The 22,210-nt window shown below is 56.3% G+C and carries 18 protein-coding genes; 8 read left to right on the forward strand and 10 right to left on the reverse strand.

Features of this window, described 5'->3' with window-relative positions:
- Positions 1-8 precede the first annotated feature (8 nt).
- Positions 9-1,043: a Gfo/Idh/MocA family oxidoreductase gene (locus QXF46_05525; protein ID MEM0226316.1), complete on the forward strand. Its 1,035-nt coding sequence runs from the start codon at positions 9-11 to the stop codon at positions 1,041-1,043.
- On the opposite strand, the gene QXF46_05530 is transcribed toward QXF46_05525, so the two are convergent.
- Positions 1,040-2,116, reverse strand: a complete 1,077-nt coding sequence (locus QXF46_05530) for a Gfo/Idh/MocA family oxidoreductase (GenBank protein MEM0226317.1) — start codon at positions 2,114-2,116, stop codon at positions 1,040-1,042. The genes QXF46_05525 and QXF46_05530 overlap by 4 nt on opposite strands.
- The gene (locus QXF46_05535; protein MEM0226318.1) at positions 2,103-2,840 is read right to left on the reverse strand and encodes an SAM-dependent methyltransferase; all 738 of its coding nucleotides are present in this window, start codon (positions 2,838-2,840) and stop codon (positions 2,103-2,105) included. Before QXF46_05535 ends, QXF46_05530 begins: the two co-directional genes overlap by 14 nt.
- A gap of 61 nt (positions 2,841-2,901) precedes the next feature.
- Between QXF46_05535 and QXF46_05540 the strand changes: the two genes are divergently transcribed.
- The 4 genes from QXF46_05540 (at position 2,902) to QXF46_05555 (ending at position 11,055) form a co-directional block, all read left to right on the forward strand.
- Positions 2,902-3,747 carry a molybdopterin-binding protein gene (locus QXF46_05540; protein ID MEM0226319.1) on the forward strand — a complete coding sequence of 282 codons (846 nt, stop codon included), beginning with the start codon at positions 2,902-2,904 and terminating at the stop codon, positions 3,745-3,747.
- A 139-nt stretch (positions 3,748-3,886) separates the two neighbouring features.
- Complete coding sequence (locus tag QXF46_05545; protein ID MEM0226320.1) at positions 3,887-4,543, forward strand: adenylate kinase; 657 nt, start codon at positions 3,887-3,889, stop codon at positions 4,541-4,543.
- Between the two features lie 93 nt (positions 4,544-4,636).
- The gene (locus QXF46_05550; protein MEM0226321.1) at positions 4,637-6,568 is read left to right on the forward strand and encodes a hypothetical protein; all 1,932 of its coding nucleotides are present in this window, start codon (positions 4,637-4,639) and stop codon (positions 6,566-6,568) included.
- Complete coding sequence (locus QXF46_05555) at positions 6,562-11,055, forward strand: M28 family peptidase (protein ID MEM0226322.1); 4,494 nt, start codon at positions 6,562-6,564, stop codon at positions 11,053-11,055. Before QXF46_05550 ends, QXF46_05555 begins: the two co-directional genes overlap by 7 nt.
- Positions 11,056-11,057: 2 nt before the next feature.
- Here the strand turns inward: QXF46_05555 and QXF46_05560 are convergent, their stop codons facing one another.
- The 3 genes from QXF46_05560 to QXF46_05570 are packed head-to-tail and all read right to left on the reverse strand — an operon-like array spanning position 11,058 to position 14,795.
- Complete coding sequence (locus QXF46_05560; protein MEM0226323.1) at positions 11,058-11,990, reverse strand: HD domain-containing protein; 933 nt, start codon at positions 11,988-11,990, stop codon at positions 11,058-11,060.
- A 36-nt stretch (positions 11,991-12,026) separates the two neighbouring features.
- Positions 12,027-13,439, reverse strand: coding sequence for a DUF790 family protein (locus tag QXF46_05565; protein MEM0226324.1), 1,413 nt, complete (start codon positions 13,437-13,439; stop codon positions 12,027-12,029).
- A gap of 6 nt (positions 13,440-13,445) precedes the next feature.
- The gene (locus QXF46_05570; GenBank protein ID MEM0226325.1) at positions 13,446-14,795 is read right to left on the reverse strand and encodes a DEAD/DEAH box helicase family protein; all 1,350 of its coding nucleotides are present in this window, start codon (positions 14,793-14,795) and stop codon (positions 13,446-13,448) included.
- A 100-nt stretch (positions 14,796-14,895) separates the two neighbouring features.
- Between QXF46_05570 and QXF46_05575 the strand changes: the two genes are divergently transcribed.
- On the forward strand, positions 14,896-15,891 hold the full coding sequence (locus QXF46_05575) for an FAD-dependent oxidoreductase (protein ID MEM0226326.1): 996 nt from the start codon (positions 14,896-14,898) through the stop codon (positions 15,889-15,891).
- Between the two features lie 114 nt (positions 15,892-16,005).
- Here the strand turns inward: QXF46_05575 and QXF46_05580 are convergent, their stop codons facing one another.
- Positions 16,006-17,514 (reverse strand): gluconokinase, encoded by a 1,509-nt coding sequence (locus QXF46_05580; protein ID MEM0226327.1) that lies wholly within the window; start codon positions 17,512-17,514, stop codon positions 16,006-16,008.
- Entirely contained in the window at positions 17,511-18,524 is a 1,014-nt protein-coding gene (locus QXF46_05585) for a hydroxyacid dehydrogenase (GenBank protein ID MEM0226328.1), read from the reverse strand. Before QXF46_05585 ends, QXF46_05580 begins: the two co-directional genes overlap by 4 nt.
- Before the next feature lie 55 nt (positions 18,525-18,579).
- On the opposite strand from QXF46_05585, the gene QXF46_05590 reads away from it, so the two are divergent.
- Positions 18,580-19,341, forward strand: coding sequence for an aldolase/citrate lyase family protein (locus QXF46_05590; GenBank protein MEM0226329.1), 762 nt, complete (start codon positions 18,580-18,582; stop codon positions 19,339-19,341).
- 36 nt (positions 19,342-19,377) lie between these two features.
- Here QXF46_05590 and QXF46_05595 read toward each other — a convergent pair whose 3' ends face one another.
- Positions 19,378-19,956, reverse strand: coding sequence for a type 1 glutamine amidotransferase domain-containing protein (locus QXF46_05595; GenBank protein ID MEM0226330.1), 579 nt, complete (start codon positions 19,954-19,956; stop codon positions 19,378-19,380).
- A gap of 107 nt (positions 19,957-20,063) precedes the next feature.
- Between QXF46_05595 and QXF46_05600 the strand changes: the two genes are divergently transcribed.
- Positions 20,064-21,164 (forward strand): M42 family metallopeptidase, encoded by a 1,101-nt coding sequence (locus tag QXF46_05600; GenBank protein MEM0226331.1) that lies wholly within the window; start codon positions 20,064-20,066, stop codon positions 21,162-21,164.
- Here QXF46_05600 and tmk read toward each other — a convergent pair.
- Positions 21,142-21,753, reverse strand: a complete 612-nt coding sequence (tmk, locus tag QXF46_05605; protein ID MEM0226332.1) for a dTMP kinase — start codon at positions 21,751-21,753, stop codon at positions 21,142-21,144. The two genes, QXF46_05600 and tmk, sit on opposite strands and share 23 nt — an antisense overlap.
- A gap of 87 nt (positions 21,754-21,840) precedes the next feature.
- On the reverse strand, positions 21,841-22,197 hold the full coding sequence (locus QXF46_05610; GenBank protein ID MEM0226333.1) for an Mth938-like domain-containing protein: 357 nt from the start codon (positions 22,195-22,197) through the stop codon (positions 21,841-21,843).
- Between the last annotated feature and the right edge of the window lie 13 nt (positions 22,198-22,210).

Here is a 22,210-nt window from a genome sequence, read left to right on the forward strand (position 1 = left end):
ATTACCGCGTGAAGGTAGGTGTTATCGGCTGTGGGAGCATCGGAAAGGTGCACATTAAGAATCTGAAAGCTGTAGGAGCTGAAGTTGTCGCGGCTTGCGATATAGATGAGGAGGAGTTGAAGTACGTTAAAGCCAACTTCGGCATCGATAACCTATACAGGGACTACCGCGATTTAATTGCGCGCAGCGACATCGATGCCGTCGTTGTTGCTACGCCGAACTACCTGCACCACAGGATGACGATTGACGCACTCCGGGAGGGGAAGCACGTCCTTTGCGAAAAGCCTCCAGCGCTCACAGCCCGGGAAGTTAAAGAGATGTACGATGAGGCCCGCAGGCGCGGGAGAGCACTCCTCATCGGTCTCACTCTGAGGTTTAGAGCCGATAGCCGGGCTTTGAGGAAGTACGTGGAGGAGGTCGGTATAGGAGAGGCTTACTACGCCCACGCCTCCCTACTGAGGAGGTCCGGCATCCCAGGCTACGGCAGCTGGTTCACGCGCAAGGCTGAAGCCGGTTCGGGGCCCTTGTACGACATCGGCGTCCACGCGCTGGACATCACCATGTGGTTGATGAACAATTTCCGTGCAAGGGAGGTTTACGCCTCAACCTACGCCAAGTTTGGTCCGCGCGGGAAGGGTTTGGGCACTTGGGGCAAGCCAGTTCCGGGAGGCCCCTTCGATGTCGAGGACTTAGCGTCTGCAATGTTCAAGATGGAGGATGGAGCTACAATCTTCCTTGAGGTCAGCTGGGCAGCCCACATCGCGGGTGATAGCTTCCGCGTACTGGTGCTGGGCGAGAGGGGAGGGCTTGAGTTTCCGGGCGCGAAAGTTTACAGCGAAGAAGGGGTCCTTGTTGATAAACAGCTTAGGTACCAAGAGGAGGATCCTTATGTCGTTGAGATGCGCCACTTCGTGGAAGTCGCAGAAAAGGGGGTGGAGCCCATTACAAAACCCGATGAGATGGTCGGTCTGCAGGCTGCGCTTGAAGCGGCTCTCAAGTCGGCAGCTGAGGGTAGAGTGGTGAGGGTTTCAGAAGTTCTTTAGAGGCTCTTGGCAGCGCGCTGCAGCTCAAGGAGGATCTTTGTAACTTTGTAACCCCACTGAACAGAGGGGAGAGGCTCAACCCCTTTAACGATGCACTCCACGAGGTGATCAACGGATTCGTGGTAGTACGGTCTTATTCCTCCAATCTCCTTCCTGCCGAGCACCCTTGTGGAACCCTTCGCCACCACTGTGATCTGAGGGGTCCACGGCTCAACTGTCGCAGCGCCGTCAGTGCAGTAAATCTGGATTGGTGGTGCGCGAAGGCCGTGGAAGGTGACGTAGTTGGCGAGAATCACCGCTAGGCCTCCATCATATTCGAGGATCCCTGCGAAGTTATCGAACGCTGTGACTTCAACGGGTAGAGTAGGCTGAACGTCGTGGAAGTAGTAGGTGCCACGCCCATACGTGTCCGGGCGTATCGAGGCTGTCACCGTATCAGTATCGATAATCAACCTAGTTTTCAGGAGTATCGAGCCGAGCGCAGCCACGCGTTTCGGCTCTCCGAAAAGGGTTAAGAGTCGAGCTACATCGTATACCGCTAAGTCAAAGAGTACGCCCCCACCCGCCTCCTCTTTCAGGAATGCCTCCGACCACATGGGTCCGCTGTGCCCCGTGTGCCACACTGAGAAGCAGTGGCGCCCCAACCGGGTGAGCTCTGCTTTCAACACTCGGTAAAGGGGGGAGAGGAGCGCGTCGGATGGCTCTGCAAGGGCGATTACACCGCTCTTCTCAACGCTCTTCACTACCTTCTCGGCGTCCTCAAGCGAAGTAGCCATTGGTTTTTGGACGATGAAGTGCTTGCCTTGCTCGGCGGCTCTGATTGCTAATGGAGCGTGAGATTCGTGGCTCGTCGCGATCACGACTGCCTCCACCTCTGGATCCGCGAGAAGCTTCTCCGGATCTGGGTACCACCTTTCCGCGCCCCACAGCTCAGCGCTCCTCCTAGCCCTCTCAGCGATCTTATCAGATACAGCTACAAGCCTATGGTGCCTAGCAATGTAGGGCAGGTAGTAGTTGTTCGCCACGTTTCCACAGCCGATGACGCCGAACGATACTTTCCTACCGGTGCTCATCGCACTGTTCTCTAGTCGCGGGTTTAAACGGCTTGCTCATGAGCTGCCCCAAGCGGACTCTCCGGCCTGCAACGATCTCGTACCGCACCTTGGGGAGCTCCAGTCTGCAACCGTAGTCCGCAATGCTCCTCGCACGTCCCGTCACGGCTGAAAAAGCCTCGTCATCCTCAAGGAGGGTTAAGAGGTAGGCAGCCAGTTCCTCGCTGAAGAGCACGCCGCTGGCCGTGACAGGGTAGCAGTAGGGCAGGTGAATCTCCACCCCCTCACCTCTCAGGACTACTCCGAGAGCAACCTCGAGGAGCGAGAGTTCTTCCCCCTCTGCTACCCGCGCAGCGATGTAGGCTGCCCCGTCGATGCTCAGCTGGCAGGAGCCTAAGGTTCTCGACTCGGCGTTCAACCTTTCGGTCAACAGCTTCCTGGTTCTCTTTCGGGGTGGGAAGTCGCCCATTATCCCTCCAATCACAACGTACTCGAAGCTGTCAAAGTCGTCCGGCGAGAGGGGTTTGACGGCCGAAGGATCGAGCACGAGAATCCGTTCCCCCTCCGTCAACTCCCCCACGCTAAACTCGACAACCTCGGCGAACGGTTGCAGACACTCCTGCTCGCTCCTCTCCTTGACGTTCGTGATCAGTAGCTCTCCGACAAGTTCAGCCGCGTGCTTGTACTCCAAATACACCCAGGGGGAGACTGTCGGCTCGAGGTGCTCAATTACGAACTTCGCCATCCCGCCTAGGTAGAGGGTTAACGTTTTTCAACCTATAAGCTACGCCCTCTCCGGGCAAACCGTGAGCATCATTGCGGAAGGGGGATTCCCCTGCTTGCTGCAGATTAAGCCGCGTGAGAGAGCGCAAGCATCAGTCATAGCAGTCGGCTCCGTGCAAGAGACGGCGAGCTGGATGGTACGCAGGCTCAGGGCGATAGGTTACGAGGTTAAGCTCGTGGCGAACGTTGAGGTGTTGAAGAGTGCCATCGAGGAAGCTATCGCGAGCGCGCTCAACGAAGTTGACCTCGTAGTGATTGTGGGCGGCATCGAGTTGGGCTCTGCACCCGCCTTCGAAGCGGTGGCGTCAGTGCTCGGCAGGCAACTAGTTGAGGACGAAGAGGCTAAGCGCATGGTGGAGGAGTACCACCACTTCATCGCTGGGGGTTCCGAGCTCGCGTCGCCGGAGGAGTATCGCGTGTTCTATACTCTGCCCGACGGTTCGATTGTGCTCCGAAACCCGAAGGGGCCTGCTCCAGGAATCTTACTCGAGGAGAACGATAAGTACCTATTGTGCGTACCGGGGGCTCTGGCAGAAGCAGGAGCTATAGTGGAGGAGGAGGCTGACCAGTACATAAGAGAGCTGCTCGGAGTTCGCCTCTCCGCCTCAGTTCACATAATGACTAAGAGCTGGGATGAGGAGGGGCTCTGGCGCGTCGCGGAAGAGGTTTCCAAAGCAGCTCCGTGGGCTTTCGTGCAGGTTAAGCGGAACGTCTTCTCAAAGGATGGTTGGGGCGTGACGATCACTGTGTTCGCTAAGACGCCCAGCGATTTGAGCGAGAAGCTTGTGAAGGCAGTGGAGTTAACAGAGGAGGAATTGAGGAGAAACAATATTCAGTTTCTCGAAAAGAACCTGAACGAGCTGCTGTAATCCTCGGGGGTAGACCGTGGTTAGTGTCTTCAGAAACCTACCCTCTCTTCACCACTCAGGCTGGGAATAAATCATCACATCTGCAATCCGATCTGCGATGTGGATTTAAACCTATTTGCGGACGGCATTGGGGCTGAGTATGCGTCTCGTGTTCATGGGGCCTCCCGGTGTTGGGAAGGGGACATATGCTTCGGCGATTTCTGAAAGATTCGGAATCCCGCACATTTCGACAGGCGACATAATTAGGGAGGAGATCAAGAAGGGCACGGAGCTGGGCAGGAAGCTTAAAGAGTACGTGGAGAGGGGGGAGCTCGTCCCCGACGAACTTGTGACCGAGCTTGTGCGCGCCAGGCTTAGCCAGGAGGACTGCAAGCACGGCTTCATCCTCGACGGTTACCCACGTACGCTAAGGCAGGCGGAGGACCTGGATAAAATGACGAAAATCGATTTGGTGCTGAACTTCGTAGCCCCAGATGATGTCATCGTCGATAGGATTAGCGGAAGACGAATCTGCAGGAAATGCGGTGCTATCTACCACGTCAAGTACATGCCTCCAAAAGTTCCGGGTGTCTGCGATAGATGCGGCGGCGAGCTCTATCAGCGGGAGGATGATAAACCGGAAGTTGTGCTGAGAAGGCTTGAAGTGTATAGGCAGCAATTTGCACCCATAATTAATTACTACAAGGAAAGGAACCTCATTGTTGACATTGACGCGAGCGATCAGGCAGAAATCGTCATACCTCGAGTCATCGAAGCTCTTCGGACAAGAGGATTCACGCCGTTGAGAAATGTCTAGGTCCACACAGCGGTGGGATGGGCTCTCCTAATGATTTCAGGCATTAGTAAGCTATAACCGAAATATTTATCCCAGCTTAGTGCTGAGTTGAGTGTGGCAGGGCAAGAAAGCTCTACGACGAGGGTCTCGGGTCTCACAAAGCGTACTCTGCTAATCCTAACGATGCTAATCCTCTTACTAGTGCCTTCAAACATCTACATAGCGCTGGCCGGCGGCGTATTCGGAGTTTTAAGCAATTACACGCTCGTACTCCTGTTCATATACGTAAGCCGGTTTCTGGGCGCCGATCTGTCCAAACAGGAGGTCTACGCCCTCTTCTACGCTCTGTCTTTTCAGGTATTCTTCAGCGCGTATCCCCTGATATACAGAGCCTATCTGAGGGTTGGCGAGGTTACAAACTCGTTCCTGATAGCGGGGCAACCGGTGGCTAAGCTTTTACCAACGTGGCTTGCACCCCCAGCTGATTCGCCGATATTCGCGCTCAGAACCTTCTTCCACCCCCACATGCTTGTACCGCTTCTCATCGCTCTCACATTCACCGTGCTCTGGCTCATAGCGGAGCTATCCATGATACTGCTAACCTCCTACCTCTTCGTTGAGGTGGAGTCGCTACCCTTCCCCTTCGCGCAGATAGACGCAACGTACATCTCCATGCTGACCGATCGCCCCGCCGAATGGCTCCGAGGCTTTCTACCCATGGTCGGCATCTTGTTCTTCGTATCCACGCTGATATACCTGCCAAGCGTAGGCATAATCGTAGGCTTACCCGTGCCAGCCATAGGCTTCTACGATTTCACCCCTCAGATAACCGACTACCTGCCAGGCGGCATCATAGGTGTGGATTTTACGCCGTGGGCTTTCTTCTCGGGCTTCATGATGCCGCTTGATGTGACGGCAGCCGCACTGGTTACTTCGATCCTGGTTTGGACTATTCTGAATTCGCTCTTTGTAACGCACCCCTTCTTCAGGTCCTTCTTCCCCGACTGGGCTCAGGAGTACCAGAAGGGCATGACATTCTGGATGATCTGGGAGAGATCCACGCTGCGGATATGGGCGCCGATTCAGATGGGCGCTGCACTAGGCATGTCAATCCTCCTCGTCGTCAGGTACAGGAAGGAGATCGCTAGGGCACTAACTGCGCTGGCAAGGGCCGGTTCAGCTCAGGCGAGGGAATACCCGCCACTGCCCGTGCTCCTAGCAATGTTCTTCGTCGCAACGGGAGCTGCGAGTGTTCTGTACTGGATGCTCATGCCCGGCTTGCCCCTCTACGTGATCGCTGCGATGGTGATGGGGCTGGGCCTCCTAATACCGATCACAAACGCGTACATGACTGGGAAAGCGGGTCCCAGCCTGGGAATGCCACCCTACGCTTGGCAGGCCGTAGTTTACTCCATGATAGACGTTCTGCCTCCTTCAACACGCGTCGCGGCCTTGTTGTTCGGGCCTCCCATGGTGGGTGGAATGACGGGTGGCGGTGTCCAGGCGATTAAGGTGGCTAGCCTAGTGGGTGCGAGGCCGATGGATTTGGTGAAGATCATCGTGATATCCTTCGTCATAGGCACTATCGTGAACATCCTGGTGTTGGACGCGATGTGGAAGCTGGCACCCATACCCAGCATGGCTTATCCGTCCACCGTTGGCATGAGGGATCAATCGGCGTACGACTGCGTTGTGATGTCGGGAGTGCTACCTCTGAAGCCTGAGGTGATCCTACCCTCAACTGGCTTCTTCCTGCTGTTATTCGCAGCCCTAGAATCCATGAACATCGTTTTCCATTGGCCCTTATCCATCGCGGGCGTAATGATGGGGTTGACAACAAACCCTGGTACGGCGATAATGAGGTTCATAAGCTCTCTTCTTGCGAGCTACATAGTGCCGAAGCTGATTGGTAGAGAGAGGGCTGCTCGTTGGTCCGGGTTCAAAGGAGTTGTAGCGTCCGGAGCGTTGCTGGGTGATGGGCTGGCAAGCTCCATCTTTACTCTAATAGGTTTAATAGGCAGGGCGAGCTGGACATGGCCGTGGTGAGAGTAGTGCGGGGACATCGGGTGTTGCTCGCGGCAGCGTTAATACTGTTCATTGCGCCGCTTCTAGCCTTGGCTCAGGAGGGTGCTAATCCCGTACAGGAAGCCATTCGCATCTCTCTGAGGGGGTACAACTACACTCGCGTCTTAGAGCTGGCAGAGAGCATAGCGTCGCTTGGGCCACGCGCTCCCGGATACCCTGGGTACGAGAGAGTTTTAGGGTTGATAGTCAACGAGGTTAAGGCTCTTAACCTGACTTACACTGTTCAAAACTTCACTATTCTGGCTCCCGTAGAGACTGAGAGCTACGTAGAAGTTTTAGAACCTTACCACCTCGTTTTAAGAGCTTACAGCCTCTGGCCGCATGGAGGGATAGCAGCGGGCGCGGGCGTGAAGGAGGCTCCGCTCGTCTACGTGGGGAGGGGTGGGTTGGAGGAGTTCGACGGGAAACCAGTTAACGGGAGTATCGTCGTGATGGAGTACGATGGTAGCGGCAGCAACTGGTTGAACGCGCTCCGCTTTGGTGCGAAAGCGGTCATCTTCCTCGGAGGGGGCAACCCGCAGCGTGAAGCCCTCGGAAAGTTCGACCCTATCACCCCTGTACCCTTCATGCGTCTCTACCTGGAGCCTAAGGAGGCTGCAGCCCTCAGGGAGCTATTGAGGAGGGGGCCCGTAAGGGCGAGAGTTCGCACCGACATGGAGCTGCGCGATGTCACCGGCCACAACGTGCTTGTGGAAATCCCCGGTACCGAGAAGAGGGATGAGATCATTATGTTCGTAGCCCACTTCGACGCATGGTGCGTAGCGCCGGGACTGGCGAACTCGACGGAAGAGGCGATTTCCACCGCAGCTCTCCTCGAGCTCATGCGGTACCTGGCTTTAAACAGACCTCCGCGCACCGCCTGGTTCCTCTTCACCTCCGGACACTGGAACGGTTTAGTGGGGCCCCGCTACTTTATCGAGCACTTCATTCTGCGGCGACCCGATCTCATCCGAGGCGAAAGAACGATCTGGTACATCATGGGGCTCGATATCTCGGCCGATATCCCCATTGCCTCGTTAATCTACGTGGGCCACTTCTACCAGACATCGGGTAGGACTTTCATAACGACAAAGTTCTACTGGCTTCAGGGCATGGTGAACACGTATGCGGGATTAGTGGGAGAGTACCTCAATGAAACGGGTTTACCGCGAAGCGCGGCTTTGCGAAGTGCTATACGCACGCTAGGCGTCGTAAGGCCCATCGATCTAACTCACGGGCCCGAGTGGATGTGGTCCAGCACGATGAGCAAACCGTATGTTTTGGACACCGAGCCGTTCGTAATCGCGGGGATGGCGGCATTCACGTTGAGAACCTCCTACAGTTACAGACCCTTCGAGGGCGAACCCGTAAGCGATCTACACTACGTGAGGAGCAACTTCGAAGACAGGGTTGTACCGCAGCTTGCGTCAGCTGTAATGATCGCTAGCGCGCTCTTGAATGAGCCGACAATCGGCGTAATGAAAAGCCTGATACTGCCAACCAGAAGGCATCCACTACTGTACTGGGGCTTCTTGCAATTGCAAGTGCAGGTGCTCCAGTACAACATCACTAAAGGCTGGTATGATCCAGTTCCCTACGCGATTGTTAGGGTTAGCAGGTGGAGCTCGTACCCCTTCGCCTGGATGTTAGCCAGGGCTGACAGTAACGGTACTGTTTTGATCTACGGTGTTACGCCGCAGGGCCTTAACGCGTGGTACGTCGAAGCTTGGAAGATTCTGAACGAGACGTGGATGATCGCACCGGCGTGGGGCATGCGGAGCGGGGGGCCCACATGGATTAACTTGCTCGTGGAAAGGGGTTACACGAGCACTTACGTTATGCCAATGAATGTCAGAGTCCTCGTGGATTTGTACAACCCAACCTTGATGAGGCGTACACTCGATGATCCTAGGTACGCTTCCTCGAACGTTTGGGCCGGTGGCGGAGCGTGGCCCACGGTGTTCGAGACTTCAACGGGAATCACGCCTTTGTACACTTTTGTCTCTTCAAACGAGAGAAGCGGCGTGTACCTGGTGTTTGCTAGCTATGTTCAGAATGTTACTGTGACCCTATCGATCGGCGCGCGCTGGCCGACAGGTATCGCAATCGAGGCTAAAAAGACCCTATGGGCGCTAGACTACGCTGTTGGCACGTACACTATAGCGGCGCAGAGGTACTCGGTGCTTAGTGAGCGCGAAGTAAGAAGGCTTAGCGCTGACCTCATGATTGGCTACGCTGAGCATTACCTCCGCCAGGCTGTTAACGCTCTGCGCAACAACACGTGGAGCGCGGCTTTCAGGAACTCGCTTGCAGCCTGGAGTTTTGCTTCCCGCGCGTACTCCAACGAGGTGATGCCTCTCTACGAGGAGTGCATAAGGTCAGCCGTCACGCTAGTACCCTTCATCATCGTCACCGGCTACTTCTTGGAGAGGCTGCTCACAAAGGGCGAGGGGCTCCGCATGATCTTCAACGTTCTCGCTTTTCAGATCGCTCTATTCGTGATCTACGCGTTTACGCACCCGGCTTTCTGGGTGGTTCCAAGCACGCTGCTAGCAGCTCTCGCCATCGGGATGCTAATTCTGATGACCATAGTCCTGTGGATATTCTACAGGGAGGCCTCAGATATCGTCTCCCGGGTAGCGGCCCAGCTTCTGGGGTACCACGAGGTAGTTACAGAGAGGACAGCTGCCATGCTGATGGCCGTTTCCCTGTCGACTGAGAACATGAGGAAGCGCCCACTCAGATCGATACTGACGCTTATCCCGATAACGGTCTTCGCGATGGCGCTCGTCTCACTCGCCTCAGTCTCGCCTTACACAGCTGTGCTGCCGAAGCCGATGGAGCTCGTTACTGCCAACTTCTACGGGTTCACCGTAAAAAGGGCATATGCTGTGCTGGGCGATATGCTAGACGTTCCAACGATTGAAATGTTGAGGGCTATCGTTGGCGAGAAAGGCGTCGTGAGCCCACGGGTAGTCTACTACTCGCCATCAGTGATCAACCTAGGACCCTACGCCCTCGCTTTATCGCATAACGTCAGCATCCCCGTACCAGTCGCTTTGGGCCTTACACCCGAAGCAGCTTCCCTACTACTACGCAACGCGATGGTTAGAGGGCTTCCTAAGCCGTTCTTCAGCGAGGAGCAGCCCGCCATCGTGCTACCGGTGTCGATGGCTAACCAGCTGGGGGTTGACGTGGGCGACGAAATCGAGCTGTATGGTATGAAGTTCGTTGTAACAGGTATCTTCTCGGAGACAGCGATGGACGCTTTGAAAGACCCCGATGGTAGGAGGCTCGCTCCCGTCGACTCTATCTACTACGCTCAGCTCCACGGCTTCGCCGTCCCGTTAGGCGGCGCGATAGTACCCCAACCGTACGCGTGGAGCAGGGTCGTGATCATACCGAGCGGTGTAGCGCTGAAACTGGGCGGAAGGGTCTCCGTGGTAGACATCATCCTCAACCCTGATGTGGGAGAGGAAGAGTTTGAGAGGCTCGCTCACGAGATAGCCTACGCCGTTGACGCTCTATGCTACGGACAGAGGAAGGATGGCTCTGTAATCGCCTACTCGAGGTTCCCAACATACATGGCTCTAGGTTGGGAGATGATGGTTGTGCCCTTTGCGATCACCTCCTTGAGCATCGTGGTCTCCTTGCTAGGCAGTATTAAGGAGCGAACGAGAGATCTTTTCACCTACAGCAGCGTGGGGTTATCTCCGAGTGGGGCCATGCTCATGTTCATCACGGAGTTCGCCGTCTACGGGTTCATGGGTGCGACGCTCGGATACTTCGCCGGGTGGGCGCTGAGCAAGGTGATGAGAGCCGTGGGCGTGCTACCTGTAACGTTCGTTTTTAACTACGCATCCGTAGCGATCTCGCTCGTCCTCTTCCTAGTGCTGCTGTCTACGCTGGCCGCAGCAGCTTATCCCTCTTACTTAGCCTCAAGGATAATCACACCCTCACTTGAGAGGAAGTGGAAGGTTCCAAGAACGCCGCGAGGTTCTCTATGGGACATTCCACTACCGTTCCGAGTCCCAACAGAGAGGGAGGCACAGGCTGTGCTGCTGTACCTGCAGGAGTACTACCTGGGGGCTGGCTACGAGAAGCGCTTGTTCAAGGTCTCCTCTGATCCCAAGGTGGATATCAAGGAGAAGAAGCTTGTAGTCAATATCAGGTTGTACCCGTACGATGCTGGAACCGAGCAAGAAGTGAATCTCTACTTTGTCAGAGAGAGGGTTGGCGGATGGAGAGCCGCAGTGAGCTTGAAGCTGCTTAAGGGTCTCGGCAGCGTCTGGACGGGGCCCTCGCAGTACGGCTACCTGGACGACTTGAGGAAGCAGATGCTGCTCTGGGGAACGCTACCTTCGTCTGAGCGAGCCAAATACATAAGAAGGGTCTACGAGCTCCTTGCGGAGAGCGGGGAGGTGATGAAGTCCGATCGAGCGATCGGTGAACGAGAGCCTAAGAGCTGATCCTACCCCGGTTGGCGTAACGTAACCTTTACGCCGGTGATCTTTTCAAGCAATTTACCCTTAGATTCGAACCTCTCCTTATTCACCCGTCTGGCCACCACTGCGATCCCATCTTCGCTGAGGTAGACGCCCCAGTAATCCTCCTTCTCATACACGTTCGTGAAGGCATCGGCTAGCCGAACTACTGCGGCGAGGATTAAGCCGTTCTCCCCCAGGCTTTCTACCGCAGGATCATTTTCCGGGTTGGTGTGTCTCCTGTGGTGCCTTATGCAGAAGGATATTAGGTCTACATCCACATCTCCCGGGAGAGCATCCTTGTGCGCCATGAGCATCCGGACTCCTATCTCCTCGTGCCCCCGCTCTGAGACGAACCTCCCAATGTCGTGTAGGAGGCCGGCAACGTAAAGGGACTTCAGATAGCGGTGGGTAAGCGTGCCTCTACTGACGGCTTGAGCTAGATCCAGGCTTATGTTCGCAACCGTCGAAGCATGCTCAAGCCCGGAGCCGAACTCGTACGCTTTACCGACTCCAAAGAGCGCGTGAAGCTGCTCTAACCCTATGAGCTCCTTTAGCCTTGCGTACCAGTTGAGAGTTTGCTCCTGCGCCCTGCTCAGCGAGCACTGTAGCAAGGGTTGCCCCTTGAGCGCTACGAGAAGCGCGTTCGCCAAGTAGCAGGGTCTATCATCGTCTTCCCCCAAGCCAACGATGATTACGCGGCTACCCGCTTTCGCGAACCTGAGAGCTGTTAACGCCAGCTCGTTAAGCTCCTCCGGTGGCCTAGAGGTGAGCTGGGAGAGGGGGTATTCGAGAGTAACGGCACCCTCAAAGCCGCGTTTGCAGCTCGGCTCAACGTTGATCACGAGCGCGCCCTCTGTCTCAATTGTGTCTTCGCAACTTACTACCGCCACGTGGGCTTCGTAGGGTTGCCCATTCACGCGAGTGAGAAGGTCATAGTCGCAAATAAGGATTAGCTACCCTCTCCTCACCACGGCTCGGGAAGGGTCGAGGGATCGCCACTCAACACGGTATCCTAGCCTCTCCACAACCTCGGTTGCCGCGCCCCTTTCAACCCCCCTCTCCTCAAGAAGCTTCGCTACTTCCTCCAGCGTCATGCCATCTAGGTCGGGTAGTGCTGATCTAATCTGTTCTAAGTCGAACTGCTGCGACGGCTGCCCCGCTCTAGGGGGAGGCACCCCCAAGTAGCGCTTTAAGACGGGGTAGACGTCAGCACCCCTGAGCCTACGCCTGAACAATACCACGTCGTGAGGCAAGTTCTCGATGGAGGAGCAGGCCAGTTCCTCGTCGACCGCGACTATGAGGTTGATGCCTCTCACCTCTCTCAGCTTCTGCAGCTTCTTCTCCAAGTACTCCTTAGTCCAAAAGCCCACAACCTCTATGTACACCTTCTTCCCTCCGCACGAGACGGAAAAATCCGGGATGAATATGCGACCGCCAACAACTAGAGGCTCGGGCTCGCGCCTGACAACCCAGGCCGGTGAAAGCGCGGAGAGGCTTTTGAAGAACTCCCGCTCCACCTCGCTATCAAATACCGGTTCCAGCTCCACCTCTTTCAGGGGGAATAACTTCGCCTTAGAGTCGTTCAACTCAAACTTGAGGACTCTCGTGCGCCCCTCGATATCCGCCCTTATATCCCAGCGGTCGGCGCGCATGATATAGGGTACAAGCTTCGCTAGACGAGTACCGTACCTTCTCGTCTGCCTCAAGAGGGACGCTGGGCCGTCGATGGTCAGCCTAACACCGCCGCCAGCCTGCTCGGCGATGTAGAGTAAGCCTAAGCTTTTTACAGCGCGTAGGAGCCGCTTCGCAGTAGCGCCATCAGACTTGAACAGTACTTCAAGCCGCAAAGCTTTGAAGAGTAGCGTTTGAACCATCGATAGATTGTACTCCTTGACAAGCTCTTCTGCTGTGAGCTGGGCCGGTTCTACGAGCTCTTCTACCATGTGCTTCGTTAGGATCTTTTCAAGCTCCTCCACACTGCATCCCAGCCTCTCCGAGACCCGACGCAGAACTTCCTTCCTCTCATCCTCCCTAACAGCGATCCCGCACATGGTCCCAGCCTCTTCGAAGATTTCAAGCCTTGCCCTAACGGGATCCAACGTCGTTTTCACCCTCTCAAACCTCGACTCGCGAAGCGCAATCGCCGCCATGGCTCTGACAACCCTCAGATCCATCCCCGATTCCAGAGCTAGCTCCTCCAGATCCTCGAACTCCGCCATCAGATCGCTTTCGCTCTTGCCAACCCCACTCTTAATCCGGCTGAGGATTTCCTCCGCAATGGCTAGCGGTAAGCCTTCCGGCTTAAGCAAGAGAGGTTCGACTCGACCCCATCGGACTCTCGCAACTAGGAGGTTCGAGGGGAGCAATCTGCATCACCCTTCAAGCGCGCGATGCCTCCGCCTAGAGATCGTAACCTCTTTCGTCCCTGAGGTTATAACCTCGTAGAGTACCGCGCGCTTCCCCTCCTTCGGCCTGAGGATCCTCCCCAGCCTCTGAACGAACTCCCTCCTGCTCCCGCTGCCGCTCAGTATGATCGCCACGTTAGCGTCGGGCACGTCCACCCCCTCCTCCAGCACCTTGCTAGTCACTATGGCGTGGACCCTACCTTCCCTGAAAGCTGCGAGAACAGCTTTCCGCTCCTCCTCCGGAGTCTTATACGTTACCTCGGGTATGAGGAAGCGGGCGGATATGACCCTGACCACGTCGCTGTGCTCAGCGAATATCAGCACCTTATCGGTGCGGTGCCGTTCCAGCAGATCCTCCAGTATCTCCAACTTAGAGGACGCGTGAAGCGCCATCCTCCTAGCCCGATACCACGCGAGCAGAGCCTCCCTCGCCTCCAAGTCCCTCACGCTCAACGATATTAATTTCTCGAATCCCCTCTCGCCGACCAGCCTTAACCCGCGCTTTCTCAAGAATCCCTTGTAGATCTTTGTGAGCCTGTTGTACAGCTCCCTTTCCTCTTCCGACATGTGCGCGTATACGCGCACCAAGTCGAACTCAGCGAGCCATTTCCCCGCCATCTCTCTTGCGTATCTCCTGTACACGACGGGCCCCACCAGGTAAGGGAGGTCGACGTGCAAACCATCCTCCCGCTCAGGCGTTGCCGTGAGCCCCATCCTCCAGGGTGCGGCGCAGAGCTCCGCGATCTGCCTATAGCCGGGGCTAGGCAGGTGGTGGACCTCGTCGAAGATGATGAGCTCGAATTTGTCACCGAGGTGCTCAGCGTTGATGTAGGCTGAATCGTAAGTTGAGATCGTCACGCACTCCAACTTCCTCTCTCCACCACCGTACCTACCCGGTGTAACGTTCAGGTACCGCTTAACGTTCGCCTCCCACTGGTCCATCAGCTCCAGCGTGGGCACAACGATCAGAGTAGGGCACGCCAGCTCCGCTATAGCAGCGATGGCCACCATAGTCTTGCCAGCTCCCGTGGGTAGGACGATGATACCGCGCCGCTCACGCTTCCAAGCCTCAAGCGCTTCGCGCTGGTAGTCCCTCAGCTCGATCCGCCGAGGGTTGATGCGGCAGGGCATCGGGTGGAGGACGTCGTCCTGGTACTGAATCCCGGCTTGGTTAAGCGCCTCCGTGATCCAACGGTACTGGATGGCGAGAGCCCGGTAGCACTTCACCCTGGGATCGAACTTGAAGAACGCAGCCACCAGAGGCGGGGGTTGGCCCCTCAGAAGTATGGTGCCTGCGCTCCACTCCAGCCTGAGCATCCTACTCCATTTCGCTTGTACTCATAATAAGCTTCTCCCATTAGTTGGCCGAAAATGCGGGTAGAGCAGTGTTTTTAGAGGGTTGCACGCCTGGGGTCTTATGGGTGTTGAGATCTACGACGTCCTCGTGGTTGGGGGTGGGATTGCCGGGTTTACGGCGGCACTCTACGCGGCTAGGCAGGGGTTAAGGACGCTCGTCGTAACCGCCGATATAGGCGGGCAGCTGCTGCTCGCGCCTGAGATACAGAACTACCCCGGTTTCGAGAGCATTAGGGGCTTCGAGCTCGCGCAGAGGGTTGAAGCTCAGGCGAGAGCCTTCGGCGCGGAAGTGGTCTTCGATGAGGTTCAGGAGATAAAGAGGGAAGGGCAGATCTTCACGGTGCGCGCTTTAAACGGTGAGTACAAGGCTCATTCGATCATCCTGGCGTGCGGTAAAGCCCCCAAGGAGCTTGGCGTCCCGGGTGAGAGAGAGCTGAAGGGGAGGGGGGTATCCTACTGCGTCGTTTGCGACGCTCCGCTGTACAGGGGCAAGGTGGTAGCCCTCATCGGGTGGGGGTACCACGGTTGGGAGAGCGTCAACGTGCTGGCTGAGTACGCTGCAAAAGTCTACTGGGTTTTCTCCGGAGAGAAGCCCTACGAGGATGAGGAAGCCGTCAAGTCCGTGGTGGCTAGGGGTAACGTCGAGCTAGTGCCCAGAGCCAAGCCCATCGCTATAAGGGGTGAAAAGCGTGTTGAAGAACTAGTCGTTAAGGACACGGCCAGCGGGGAAGAAAGAGCGCTCCGCGTGGACGGAGTCTTCGTGGAGATCGGCTACGAACCTAGGACAGGGTTCCTACGGGGTTTCGTCGAGCTCAACGACAAGGGGGAAGTGGTTGTCGACAGGGAGTGCAGAACCTCCCAGCCCGGGGTCTTTGCCGCGGGAGACGTCACTGACCTGCCCTTTAAGCAGGCCGTGATCTCCGCTGGAATGGGAGCGATAGCAGCACTCTCAGCCTACAGGTACGTGATGGAGCTGAAGGGTAGGAAGGCAGCCGTGGTCAGCGACTGGCGCCACGTGAGAGCCAGAAGGGGGGGTCTCACGCTAAAGCTGGGCTAGACTCTGGAACCAAGCGGAGAGTGCTTACGCCGGCCGACGGGAGGCCCGCGGTTATCGCAGCCTAGAACCCGCCGCCCTCGGGACCCGATCCCTTTCTCCAGCCACCGTTGAGACTCAACCTTCCTCAGCCCAGCTTCTGAATAGTGGCGCTAGCTGCGCGTAGGCTTCGGTGAACCTCCTGTACAGCTCTTCGTAAGCGTCCACCAGCTCCCTGGAAGGCTCAACAACGTCTAAGACCTCTCTCCACTCAGTCAGTCTCTCCAAGCTGCTGGCGGCACCCAGCGCTATTAAGGCCAGCGCGGCCACCCCTATGTTTGAGGCGTGTTCACCACCTTTGACGCGAACCACGGGTAAGCGGGTTGCGCTCGATACGATGCTGGCCCAGAGCTTCGACTTCAAACCCCCTCCCCCACCCACCAGTCTGCAAGGTTTATGCTCAACTTCGGCCAGTACGTCTACGATCGCCCTGATAGTCATAGCTACGCCCTCCATGAACGCCCTGATCACGTGGCCTTTCCTGTGGTCATATCGCAGACCCAGCAGGGCGCCTCGCAGGTAAGGGTCTCGGAACGGGAATCTTTCACCGGCCATGAAGGGGAGGAAAACGAGGCCTGATGCTCCTGGAGGCACTCTTTCAGCTTCTGCGCAGAGGATATCGTAAGGGTCCTCCCCCAGTAGTTCGCCGGCCGTAACTTCGAGCCAGCCGAAATTGTCTCGAAGCCACCTGAGCACCGATCCGCCGTTGTTGGTGCTGCCGCCGAACGCCCAGTAGCCGTGCGCCGCGTAGTAGCAGAACAACCGCATCGCTTTTTCGTCGATCACGGGTTCGCGTGAAAGCATCCTAACGACGGCCGTGGTCCCCAAGTTGAGGGCAGCATCGTAGCCCTCGATCACCCCGAGGCCCAGGTTCTGCGCCGCTCCATCGAAGGTGCCGAGGACTAGGGGCGTCCCGGCCTTGACGCCGAAGATCTCCGCTCCTCTGCCGTTCAACTCGCAGAGGACTTTTGCCCCCTCAACAGGCTCGGCAAGTTGACCCTCATCTACTTCAGCCAGCTGTAGCGCTAAATCGTCCCACCTCTTGGCGGTAATGTTGAAGAGCTGGGAGCCCGACGCGTTGCCGTAATCGATGTAGGGGTCCCCCAGCGCCTTAGCTACGACGTAGTCCTTCACCAACAGGTAGCGGGACGCCTGGGCAGCTATGTGAGGGCGCTCACGCTTGAGCCACAGGATCTTTGGAAGGGCGTAAACGAACAGCGGGGGGCAACCAGTCCTCTTGTAGAGATCGAGGGGGTCGCAGGCCTGTTCTATCAATTTCACGTACGGTGCCGATCGGCAATCCATGTGCGTGAGAATGTGCGTCAAAGGCCTCAGATCCTTGTCGACGACAAGAAGGCCGTGCTGGTAGCAGGAAAGGGCCACCGCTTCAATGCTGAAGCTCTTCGCAGCTTCTTTTGAGGCGCCGCGAATCGCCGAGAGCAATTCGTCCGGTGAGTGCTCCGCCGAGCCTGGGACAGGCGAATGCAGGCTCAACTCGCGCGAGGCGACCCTGAGAACACGTCCCCTCTCGTCCACTACCGATGCCTTTACGTTCGTCGTCCCAATGTCTATTGCCAACACGTTCATGGTGGCTTCCTGCCAAATCTCAAGCCTCTTTCGTAAACTTCGGGGTTCGCCAGGCGCAGGGGCTTCTCGCCGCGGAAGAACCTAACCAGGTCTTCAGCGTTAGCCATGTCCATCCTGTAGAGCGCCTCCCTCGTGAAAGCCGCCACGTGGGGTGTGAGAACGACGTTCTGAAGGGTCAAGAGGGGGCTCCCTATAGGGGGTTCACGCTCGAAAACGTCTAGACCAGCGTAGTAGATCCTTCCCTCCTCCAAAGCTTTCCGAAGGGCTGCTTCATCGATAACGGCGCCCCTGGATGTGTTCACTAGTATGGCGCCCCGCTTGACGATCGCGAGCTTCTCAGCGTTGAGGAGTCCTCTCGTCTCATCCGTGAGCGGGACGTGCACCGTGATCACGTCGCTTTCCCTCATTAAAGTCTCCAAGTCTACGCGCGTAGCGCCGACCCGATCGAAAACTTCGTTTGGGACGTACGGGTCGTAGGCTAGCACGCGCATTCCAAACCCTCCTTTCATGATCTGAGCGACCTCCCTCCCTATAGCGCCAAGCCCGATCACCCCCAAGGTCTTCCCCCTTAACTCCAACCCCACCAGGTGGACTCTAGCCCCCCATCGCCCCTCCCTTACCGCTCTATCGGCTTCAACGATCCTTCTCGCACAAGCGAGTATCAGTGCCACCGTGTGCTCTGCCACGCTTACCTCCTCTCCGGTGTGCCTGCAGTAAGTGACGGGAATTCCGAGCTCGGTAGCGGCCGCGAGATCTACATTATCGAGCCCTATACCGTGGCGGGCAATGATCTTCAGGTTCGCGGCCTCCAGCATAACCCTGCGTGTTATCCGCCCTCCAGCACCAAGAATGAGAGCGTCCGCGTCTCCCACTTTTCCGATCGTGGATTCCTCAGGCTCGTTTGCCTTAAGATCAATTCTCCTAATCTCATCGAAAACCTCGGAGAGAAGGCGCATCGCCTCGGGCGCGTAGAGGCCGTAAGAGGCTGATGCGATTACCAGCTTTGGCACAGCGGTGGATACCTACGAGGGTTAAGTATATTTTGCGCCCTCAAGGGGCGAAGAAGTGTTCGGGAGGCTACCTCAGCTGCTGCGAAAGGGGGAAGTAGCGTTAGGCAGCTGGGTAACGATCGGGAACCCCGAGGTTGTTGAAATGCTCTCCCTCCTCGGCTTCGACTGGCTTCTCCTCGACGCTGAACACGCCCCGCTCGACATACACCTGCTTGAGTACATGATGATGGCTGTTCGAGGTGAAGCGACACCGCTAGTCCGCGTCCCTGCCAACGACCCGGTGTACGTCAAGAGGGTTCTTGACATAGGCGCTGCAGGCATCCTTTTTCCGCTGGTGAGCACAGCGGAGGAGGCTAAACTAGCTGTTAGATCGACGCGTTATCCACCATCGGGAATACGAGGCGTCGGCCCTCGCAGAGCTGCGAGCTACGGATTGAGATCCGCCGAGTACTTCAACGAAGCAGACAAGGTCATCGTTGTCGTCCAAATCGAGACTAGGGAAGCGGTCGAGAACATCGAGAGCATCCTAGCTGTTGAGGGGGTAAACGCGTTCTTCGTGGGCCCCAACGACCTATCCTTCTCCCTCGGCTGTAGATCGTGGAGGGAAGAACCGGTGCTAAAGGCCCTCGAGAAGGTGGCCGAGGCTTCACGTTCAACAGGTGTTCCCGGGGGCATGTACTGCCCCGACGATGAGTCGTTGAAGTACGCGTTAAGCTTGGGCTTCAAGTTGATCGCCTTAGGAAGCGACTACCGCTACCTGATAGCTGGGGCCAGGGCACGGCTTGAGCGCGCCCGCTCAATGCTAGCATTGAAGTGAAAAGTAAAAAGGTATAAAGAAGTAAGAAAAATAAACTTATTTCTTTTCACTTAAAGCTTCAATAATCAGCAAGCAGAATTCAGGGAGATCGTCGGGGACGCGTCCAGTTATAATGTTGCCGTCGCGCACGGCGGGTTCGTCAATGAACACGGCTCCCGCGTTGATTAGGTCATCCTTGACCGCTTTGTAGGCCGTTACTTTCCTCCCCTTTACCAGCCCCGCGGAGATCAGGACTTGTGGTCCGTGGCAGATCGCAGCTATGATCTTCCCTAACTCGTGAGCCCTCCTGACGAAACTCAGAACTCTTTCGTCAATTCTGAGGTGATCCGGCGAGAACCCTCCAGGGATGATTATCGCGTCAAAGTCTTCGGGTTTAACCTCCTCTATGTTTTTCACTACGTATCTGACCCCCAAGCCAAAGACCTCTAAGGGAACGGGAGTCCCGTACCTACCGGTGACGGGTTTATCGAGGATTGCTGGCCGAGGGTGAAGGCCGATTTTAACAGGTATGATGGTAACCTCAGCCCCCTCCTCGCTCAGTCTGACAAACGGGTAGAGCAGCTCCACGTCCTCGAACTCGTGAGCGACAAGAAATGCAACCCTTTTCCCTTTCAAGCGTGTGCCTGGCCCTGTTCTCACAGAGTTTTCCTGTAAGGGGGTGGCTATTATAACTGCGCCAGGTAGAGCGGCAGGTTAATCAATCGGGGGTTAGTACGCCCCTTGTGACAGACTACAAAATCTCGAATGAGGCTCTGGAGTTTCTGAAGAAAGTTTGCGAGGCTGTTGGACCTTCTGGCTTCGAAGACGAGGTTCTTAAAATGTTTTATGACTATGGCAAGAGCTTTGCAGACGAGGTTGTACGTGATAACCTAGGCTCGCTGGTCTTCATCAAGAAAGGATCGAGCGAGAGGCCGCGGGTTCTTGTTGCGGGGCACGTCGACGAGGTCGGCTTTGTTGTAACAAACATCACGAAGGAGGGCTATGTGACTTTTACACCCGTTGGGGGTTGGTTTGACCAGGTTCTGCTATCTCAGAGGGTTGTGATAAGGACGAAGAAGGGGCCTGTGATGGGCGTAATCGCGTCCAAACCCCCGCACCTCCTAACCCCGGAAGAGAGGCAGAAGGTCGTCACGATGGACAAGATGTTCATAGATGTGGGTGCAACGAGCGAGGAAGAGGTGAAAAACCTAGGGGTGCGACTGGGCGACCCCATAGCTCCCTATTCCCCATTCACCCTGTCAGCCACCGGTAAAACGGTGATGGGTAAGGCCTTCGACGACAGGTTGGGAGCTTTCATCGCCATTGAGGCCGTACGCTTCCTGAGGGAGAACGGCATTGAGCACCCGAACACGGTTTACGCTGCCGCTACCGTGCAGGAGGAGGTCGGCTTACGGGGCGCACAGACGGTAGGTTGGGCCGTTGACCATGACGTGGCTATCGTGACTGAGGTGGATATAGCAGGCGACGTCCCAGGAATCGATCCGCGCGACGCTCAGGCTAAGCTTGGGAAGGGGCCGACGATAGTGACGTACGATGCGTCCATGATCCCCAATCAGAAGCTGAAGGAGTTTGTGATCGAAGTGGCGGAGGAGGCGAAAATACCGTACCAACTGTCGGTAGTTGCGAAGGGAGGAACGGATGCTGGCCGGTTACACCTATATAAAACAGGGAGACCCAGCATTGTTATCGGAGTTCCCACAAGGCACATCCACAGCCACGTAAGCATCGCCCATCTGGATGACGTGGTTAATGCCGTCAAGTTGATCGTGGAGCTCGTTAAACGCCTCGATAGCGCTACCGTCAGCAGCTTCTCCTCATTCTGAGACGTTCCAAGCATTCGTCGATGAGAGCCTCCACTTTTCTTTGCACCTCCTCGACCTCGTCATCGGTTCTAATGACGTAAACGTTCGCGAACTCTGCCGCTACTCGCCTGTACGCTGAGCGGACGCGCTCGAGCTTCTCAACCTCCTCAAAGAGTTCGATTGCGAATCTATCCTCTCTGATCCTCGCTAACGCAATGTTCGGCTCGATATCCAGAACGAACGTTATATCGGGGAGCGGAAACCTGGAGTTCAAAGACTTCAACCACTCGTAGTCCAGATCCAGCGAGCCGTATGCTAAGCTGGAAAACAGGTAGCGATCCGTAACTACGGCTCTCCCGGCTCTTAAGGCGGGGAGGATCACGGTGTTCACGTGATGACACCTGTCTGCTGCAAAGAGCAGTTGGAGGGTCATCGGGTCGGTCCTCCACTCACCCCTGAGGCACGCTCTGATCAGGCCGCCGATCAAGCCGTCTGTCGGCTCCTTCGTTAAAACTGTTCTGAAGCCTTTGCTTTCGAGGTACTTCTCCGTCAAGCGAGCGTGGGTAGTTAAGCCCGCCCCATCAATGCCTTCGAATGCGACAAATATCATCGGAGCAGCTAATGGAGCATGTAGCTATAAAAGACACGTTCAACACTACCCATAAGTGCATGTCCGTGGGGCTTTTGGAAAGCGTGCCTAACAGGTTAGATGAAAGGCTCCGAGAACCCTCCGCCCAGCCTTAACTAGCTCATTGTAGATTTCCACAGCTTTTCGAGTGTTCGCCACGTAAACCTCGACGTTCTTCCTCCTGAAATGCTCGAGGACTTCGTCCAGCACCTCCATCGCGCCGCTATACCCAGTTCCGATCACGACGCTATCGACTTGCTCCGTTTCCGCGACATCGGCCAAATCCTCCAGCGTTAACAGATGACCCTCCTTCCTCCACCAGCCGCTTAAGATCCTAGAGGGGGTCACGATCAAGTCCCTCTCGTAGACTCTCCCGCCGAGCTTCAACCGGCCGAACGAGTACGCTTCAACTAACGGCTGGGACACGGTTTTTCCGTGT

Source organism: Thermofilaceae archaeon, assembly GCA_038731975.1.
GTDB lineage: Archaea > Thermoproteota > Thermoprotei > Thermofilales > Thermofilaceae > JANXEW01.

What these genes read in the sequence shown, in the direction of transcription:
- QXF46_05530 (MEM0226317.1), bottom strand. Translation starts at nt 2,116, where the DNA reads ATGAGCACCGGTAGGAAAGTATCGTTCGGCGTCATCGGCTGTGGAAAC.
- QXF46_05535 (MEM0226318.1), bottom strand. Translation starts at nt 2,840, where the DNA reads ATGGCGAAGTTCGTAATTGAGCACCTCGAGCCGACAGTCTCCCCCTGG.
- QXF46_05545 (MEM0226320.1), top strand. Translation starts at nt 3,887, where the DNA reads ATGCGTCTCGTGTTCATGGGGCCTCCCGGTGTTGGGAAGGGGACATAT.
- QXF46_05570 (MEM0226325.1), bottom strand. Translation starts at nt 14,795, where the DNA reads ATGCTCAGGCTGGAGTGGAGCGCAGGCACCATACTTCTGAGGGGCCAA.
- QXF46_05575 (MEM0226326.1), top strand. Translation starts at nt 14,896, where the DNA reads ATGGGTGTTGAGATCTACGACGTCCTCGTGGTTGGGGGTGGGATTGCC.
- QXF46_05580 (MEM0226327.1), bottom strand. Translation starts at nt 17,514, where the DNA reads ATGAACGTGTTGGCAATAGACATTGGGACGACGAACGTAAAGGCATCG.
- tmk (MEM0226332.1), bottom strand. Translation starts at nt 21,753, where the DNA reads ATGATATTTGTCGCATTCGAAGGCATTGATGGGGCGGGCTTAACTACC.